We start from the raw sequence: 5,955 nt of genomic DNA, 5'->3' as shown, positions 1-5,955 counted from the left end.
TGGCACCGGGCCAGGCGCATGAACTGCCCATGGCGCCGGGGCTGCTGGACTGTCTGCCAGACGTGCCCGGCTGGGTGGTCGGCGACCTCGGTCTTGCCTCCGACGCCTTCCGCGAGCGCATCTGGGCCATGGGCGCGCGGCCTGCGATCCCGCCCAGGCGCACCGACGCGCCAGTGGCCTGCCCGGACTGGGTTTACGCCAACCGGCATCTGGTCGAGAACCTCTGGGCACGACTGAAAGAGTGGCGCGCTGTTGCCACTCGCTACGAGAAAACCGCGCGCTCCTTCCTTGGCGTGCTCTGCCTCGCAGCCACCGCAGACTGGATCAAAGTCACCAAGCTCTAACAAGCCTTAGCCTGAAGCCGTGCGGCCCTTCAGCGCGATTACTCACCACCGGGTCTTTGATGCTAAGTGACCGCCCGGTGTAGGATGGTTCGTGCCAGTTGCATGGCACTCATGCGGGTCACCGACCGGGCATAACGACCCGAGAACAGCTTGCGGGTGATGGCTTCCCGCTGCTCCGGCGAGGCGTTGAACTCGACATGGAGATATCGCCCATCCCGCAGCGTCACGACCCGCGCGGGCACGTAACCAACATCCTGTATCAGCACATAAACGCCCAGGTTTTCCGTCAACTTTCCGCTATCGGACACCTCCAGCCGGCAACCCAGGATCGAGAGATCCCGGATCCTGGCGTTGCGCCTGATCCCTCCCGTGGCGACGATCTGCGACGGCTCGTCTGTGTCAAACCGCTCCTCACGGCGAAAGCGTGGACGCTCGACACAGATCAAGCAGGCGACCAGGAGCGTGCAGATGTTGTACACGCTCCAGAACAGGTTCATGGCCTCGATATGTGCGGGTGTGCTTCCAATCGGCCCCTCCACGGCGCTGAGCAGGATGCCGCCGAGGGTCAGAACGATCAATCCCAGGTACCAGCGAATGATGTTCCACTGCACCACCGTGCCGCCGCGGCTGGTCCCCTTGGCCGTAACCTTGAATTTCTGATTCTTGGAGCCGAACAACCCGATGATGCTGGCCTTGATGGCCTCGACGCAGACCAGTAGCGACATCGCCTCGGCGATCACCGGCACATTGAGACCACGGCTCACCCATCCGAGGAAGATGACGCACCACAGCCAGTAAGGGCCGAGATGGCTCAGGATGCTGGCGAGATCGCTTTCAATCACCACCAGCCCGGTCCACCAGTATAGGATCGGGATCACAAGGCTGAGAATGCGAATCAGCGAGCCGACGGTCCAGAACAACACGGTGTCCATGGTATGCAGGCGCATCAGCAAAGGCACCGGGCCAATCGAGAATGGCCCCCACTTGGTGCGGACGATCTGCATGGTACCAAGGCACCAGCGTCCCCTCTGAGTAAGGTATTCCTGCAAGCCCTCGGGCGCGAGGCCGACGCTCAGCGGTTCGTTGAGGTAGTGAGTGACATAGCCCAGCCCACTGGCTTTCAGCGACAGCAGGAGGTCTTCGGTCACGCTCTCGGTCGGGAAGCCGTCGATCTCCTTGAGGAAACTGGCCCGCACCAACGCGGAGGTGCCGCAACTGAAGGCCGAGCCATGCGCATCCTTCGATGCCAGAATGACATCGAAGAAGAAGCGCTGCTCGTCCGGCACGATGCGGCTACCGCCGAGGTTCAACTGGATGGGATCGGGGTTGAAGAAGTGCTGCGGCGTCTGCACCACCACCACCTTGGGGTCATGCATGAGCGCGCAGGTGCGCCAGAGGAACTGCGGCGTCGGCACGAAGTCGGCATCCAATACCGCAATGACATCGGGCGGTTCATTCAGGGCGAAGACGTGCTTGAGCCCATTGTTCATGTTGCCCGCTTTGCCATGGCTGTTCTCGTAGCGGGTGAGGTAGTTGGCACCCAGGCTCTCCGCCAACGCCTTCATGGCAGGGCGGCGTTTGTCATCCAACACCCATACGCGGTAGCGGGGATATTCCTGATTCAGCGCACCCACGATGGTGCGGTAGAGAATTTCCTCCTTCTCATTGTAGGTTGGGATGAATACGTCGATCAGTGGCGCCCCGCCGGGAAAGGAGGTTGGCGGATGCTCGTCCGCCTCCCGGCTGCGATTGACCGTCTTGCTCAACACATGGATGAGCAGCAGCCCGGCGACTGAGCTCATCATCTCGATGACAAAGAAGGCGTAGGCGATGACGTTGCCGATGGAGCCCTCCCAAGGAGGGAGGGAGGCCGCGGTGCGCCACCACATGTAGCGCAGGAGCAGCGCAGCGGTGACCCAGGCTCCGATCAGCCGGGCATAACGGTTGTCCGGGTCAAGGCGCGGCAGCACGAGAGCTGCCAGCCCACCGATCAGGAAGATGGGCACAAAAGCCCAGGCAAGATCGGCCATGGCCTAGAAGGATACCCGCCCAGTGCGGCCGGTATCGCAGGACTGTACCAGGGCGGGGTCATTGATCTGCATGATGGCGCGGTAGGAACCGCTCTGACCGGGCTGGCTGGTCAACGGAGTTTGCAGTTCAACAATGGTGCCCTGATAGGTCTGGCCACCACCCACCGGGGTAAAGCTGCCCTGCATGCCCATACTGAGAGAGCGGAAGATGCGATCGCTCACCTCGGCAACGACCAAGGGGCGGGTGCAGTCGATCAGGGTGGCGATCTCCTGACCCTGGCGAACGAACTCGCCGGATTGGGCATGGACGCGGATCAGCCGGCTCCGCACCAACACCTCCAGATCGGCGGAGACCCGCCGGGCAATCTGGAGGCGCTCCTGCATCAACTGCTCACGCAAGGCATCGAGCCGGGCCTGCCGGTCAAGGAACAGGGCGGACAATTCGCGTTGCTGCTGCCGCAGGCGGTCATATTGTTGCTGTGAGGCCGAGCGGTTTGTCCCCGTCTCCCCGGTGAAGATACCCTGGCTGGCAGCATCCAGCTCGGTGCGGATGCCCTGTCGCTGGCGGATGGCGACATCGAGCTCACCCCGTGCCACTTCCAAACCACGGCGGGCTTGTTCAACGGCCGCCACGGTGGCAACACCCGAGCGCAACAACTGCTCGTTGCGCCCCTGAATACCTTCGGCTTCGCGGAGGCGAGCCTGGGCATTGCGGATCCGCGCCTCACTTTCGTCCAGGCGGGAGCCGATTTGCTCGACTCTGGCTTTTTGGAATATAGTGGCTTGTGACAGGGCCTCAACGGCTTCATGCTCGGCATTGGTGATCCGTCTGCGGATCAGATCTACTTCCTGCTCTGCTGCCGAGACTTGGGCAGTCAGTTCGTTGACTCTACTGTTGTCGAGGCGGGTATTTGCCAGCTTTCCAATGGGCGCCTTCGCATCCAGCAGCGTCCCTGGAGCAATGAGATCAAGCGTGAGTTGTCCATCGATCGGAGCGCGCACCACCACTGGGGTGGCGCTCAGCACGGCATTGGTGCTGCCCAGAGCGAAAAACCGATCATAGATGAAATAGCCAGCCACAGCGACAGCGGTGAGACCCAAGCCGATTCGGGAAATCCGGCCCAGAATGCCGCGCTTTTCCTCGCCCTTGCTTGCTTGGGGTATAGGGGCCGGAACGACCTGATCCGGAACAGGAGCGAGCGCATGAGCCCCTGCTGGTTCGTCACTTCCCTCCACCAAACGGACTGGTTGCGTTGCTCTGTCCTTCGGTCCAGTGCGTATTACAGGTGGTGAAACATTACTTTGAACTCGCGGATGAGGATTGCTGTCCGGCTGAGTCACCTATGTTATCTCCATTTTGTTACAAGCTACTCAGGATGCAGGCAATTAGATGCATCAGACCGCGAGACTCGAACAGCATCTCCTGATGTCTTTTGCGGACCGAAATCAGGAAATTGCGAGGTCTTTATGTTGAGACGCTATTTGTTGTGATTAGCAACTTTCCCAAGGTTGCCGGGGAGGGATCTTGTGCGAGCGACTTTACTGGAGAATTTGCAACCCTCGATTGGAACAGAACCAGCAGTACAAGCGCCCAATAGTCGGTGCCGGCCGGCACCTGGGCAACGCGCTACTGGTGGAATCAAGGCGATCGCACAGCGCTGGGGAACGCTGAACACCAATTCCATTCCGACCAGGCGGTTGGAGTCGATCCATTTGCCATGAGCGATGGCCGCCTGCTGACTACCGCAAGGCCGACCGAGAACCACGCCTATACTCAGGAGCAATCTTAATACTTCGCGGATGCCCACCTAAAATGGAACATTCCTGCAGACTTATGTATATTCCGAAATACGCACACAATTTCCAGACGGAAAATTACTGTCACATGCCTTTCGGCTTCTGCGGCAAAATAACAGTTATTTTCTTGAAATTGGTATTTTTGAGGTGTTATTTAAAAAATATATATTTCAGCTCCGCTCATAGTATTGTGTCGGCAAAGCGAACACCTGTCGCCAAAGACGCTGTAGTGAGTAATCCACCTGAAGGATTCCGCAGCTTCGGGCTAAGTTGAATGCTGGGACGCCTCGCCTGGTACGTTGATGAGCGACCAGTCCCTGACATGCCCACCGCACCAGACATGCATAGACCCATGTACATGTTGCTGAATTTAGCGGTTAACATCAACTGACACAGCAATAACTACTCAAACAAACCTTTTTATGTAGAATAAATTCAAATATGTTAGAATTATTCCGTATAATAGTTTATAAATTCAACTTGGATTTCACGTTCTTATCTGTCTGTCAATTACGAACTTGATTTTTGCATAACTCTCCAGATGTCTGACCTTTAGCTTGCGCCGATGGGCCGAACTTTTGGCAGGTGCACCTCGGCTTTGCGTCGGCGAAGCGCGCAAGGCCACTCAGGACCATTGAGGCTGGTCGTTGATCGGATTGTGGCACCACGGTCATGGAGACGGGCCTGCCCAGGCATCAGGTGAGCGGCGGCAATGCCAAATGCCATCGCCAAGGATGATAACCTGCGATCCGGCCATGGGCCTCGCAGAGCTTGATCCGCGCCGCCCTCATCGGGATCGTTGGAGAGCGGCGCCAAGACGATGCCACCAGGATTGGAGGTCGGCATCCGAATGGATGGCGAAGGCTTTGCGAAGAACCACAAGCGCATAGCGCCGCAACAACCAGCCGCCCCAAGCTGGCCAGAAAAATCAGCTAACCCACTGAGGAGATTGGCGGACCCGATACGATTCGAACGTACGACCTTTGCCTTCGGAGGGCAACCGCATGGACCGTCAGGGGACGTCAGGCATCACCGTAATCAGCCAGTATCAATGAGTTGACAACTCGTGACGTTCCCTGTCGTCCGGTGTCGGGGTAGCCATGGGGTAGCCACGCATCCCAGGTGAGCCATGACCGCCCAGCGCCTGACCGAGCGCGCCCTGAACGCCCTGACGCCAGGTACCACCCTCTGGGACTATGAGGTACGCGGCCTCGGCGCCCGCCGCCGCGGCGAGGACGGGCGCGTGTTCTTCGTCTTCAAGTACCGTAGCCCCGTTGAGCGCGACTCGACCGGCCGCGGCCGCCAGCGCTATCTCACCATCGGCCCCTGGGGCCGGGGCGATTGGGGCATCGACGATGCGCGCAAGGCCGCCACGGCGCACCGCGACGCCCTGCGCCTTGGGCGCGACCCGGCGGCCGAGCGTGACCACCGGAAGGCCATGCCGACGGTGGCCGAGTTGTGTGACGCCTACTTAGAACCTATCCCGGTAGGGCATGTCGCCAGGTGATGATGGCGAGCGCGAGGTGGAGCAGCGCGAGGTAGTTGGCGGACTTCTTGGCCCAGCGGATCAGGATCGAGCGGAACCGATGGAGCCAGGAGTGTGTGCGCTCCACGACCCAACGGTGCGCCTTGGCTCGGGCGTGCCGCTTGGCCCTGACCTCCTCGCCACGCGTGCGCAGGTGCAGGGTGAAGCCGAACTCCTCGGCCAGAGCGCGCGGCTCGTCATAGTCGAAACCCTTGTCGAGGCAGAGGTGCTGGGGACGACGGCGCGTCGGCCTGGGCCG

General features: G+C 60.0%; 5 protein-coding genes. 2 read left to right on the top strand and 3 right to left on the bottom strand.

What is annotated here, in order from left to right; all coding sequences use genetic code 11:
- On the top strand, window positions 1–344 hold a 344-nt coding region (locus BLR02_RS27740; RefSeq protein WP_143018378.1), incomplete at its 5' end, for a transposase.
- A gap of 62 nt (window positions 345–406) precedes the next feature.
- Here BLR02_RS27740 and BLR02_RS27735 read toward each other — a convergent pair.
- Together BLR02_RS27735 and BLR02_RS29115 are read right to left on the bottom strand one after the other, a co-directional pair.
- Entirely contained in the window at window positions 407–2,374 is a 1,968-nt protein-coding gene (locus BLR02_RS27735) for a glycosyltransferase family 2 protein (RefSeq protein ID WP_090665440.1), read from the bottom strand.
- A gap of 3 nt (window positions 2,375–2,377) precedes the next feature.
- Entirely contained in the window at window positions 2,378–3,475 is a 1,098-nt protein-coding gene (locus BLR02_RS29115) for an HlyD family efflux transporter periplasmic adaptor subunit (protein WP_218128103.1), read from the bottom strand.
- 1,825 nt (window positions 3,476–5,300) lie between these two features.
- Between BLR02_RS29115 and BLR02_RS27720 the strand changes: the two genes are divergently transcribed.
- Window positions 5,301–5,678: an integrase arm-type DNA-binding domain-containing protein gene (locus BLR02_RS27720; RefSeq protein WP_090665437.1), complete on the top strand. Its 378-nt coding sequence runs from the start codon at window positions 5,301–5,303 to the stop codon at window positions 5,676–5,678.
- On the opposite strand, the gene BLR02_RS27715 is transcribed toward BLR02_RS27720, so the two are convergent.
- Window positions 5,650–5,955, bottom strand: a 306-nt coding sequence (locus tag BLR02_RS27715) for a transposase (protein ID WP_143018376.1), incomplete at its 5' end; no start/stop codon positions are given. The two genes, BLR02_RS27720 and BLR02_RS27715, sit on opposite strands and share 29 nt — an antisense overlap.

Origin of the sequence: Belnapia rosea (assembly GCF_900101615.1) — a bacterium.
GTDB classification, from domain to species: domain Bacteria; phylum Pseudomonadota; class Alphaproteobacteria; order Acetobacterales; family Acetobacteraceae; genus Belnapia; species Belnapia rosea.
Note: the sequence above shows the minus strand (reverse complement) of the source record. Positions and strands in the feature narration are given on the sequence as shown.

Bases quoted from the DNA above. Each gene is read 5' to 3' on its own strand.
- BLR02_RS27720 (WP_090665437.1), top strand. From the start codon at position 5,301: ATGACCGCCCAGCGCCTGACCGAGCGCGCCCTGAACGCCCTGACGCCA.
- BLR02_RS27735 (WP_090665440.1), bottom strand. From the start codon at position 2,374: ATGGCCGATCTTGCCTGGGCTTTTGTGCCCATCTTCCTGATCGGTGGG.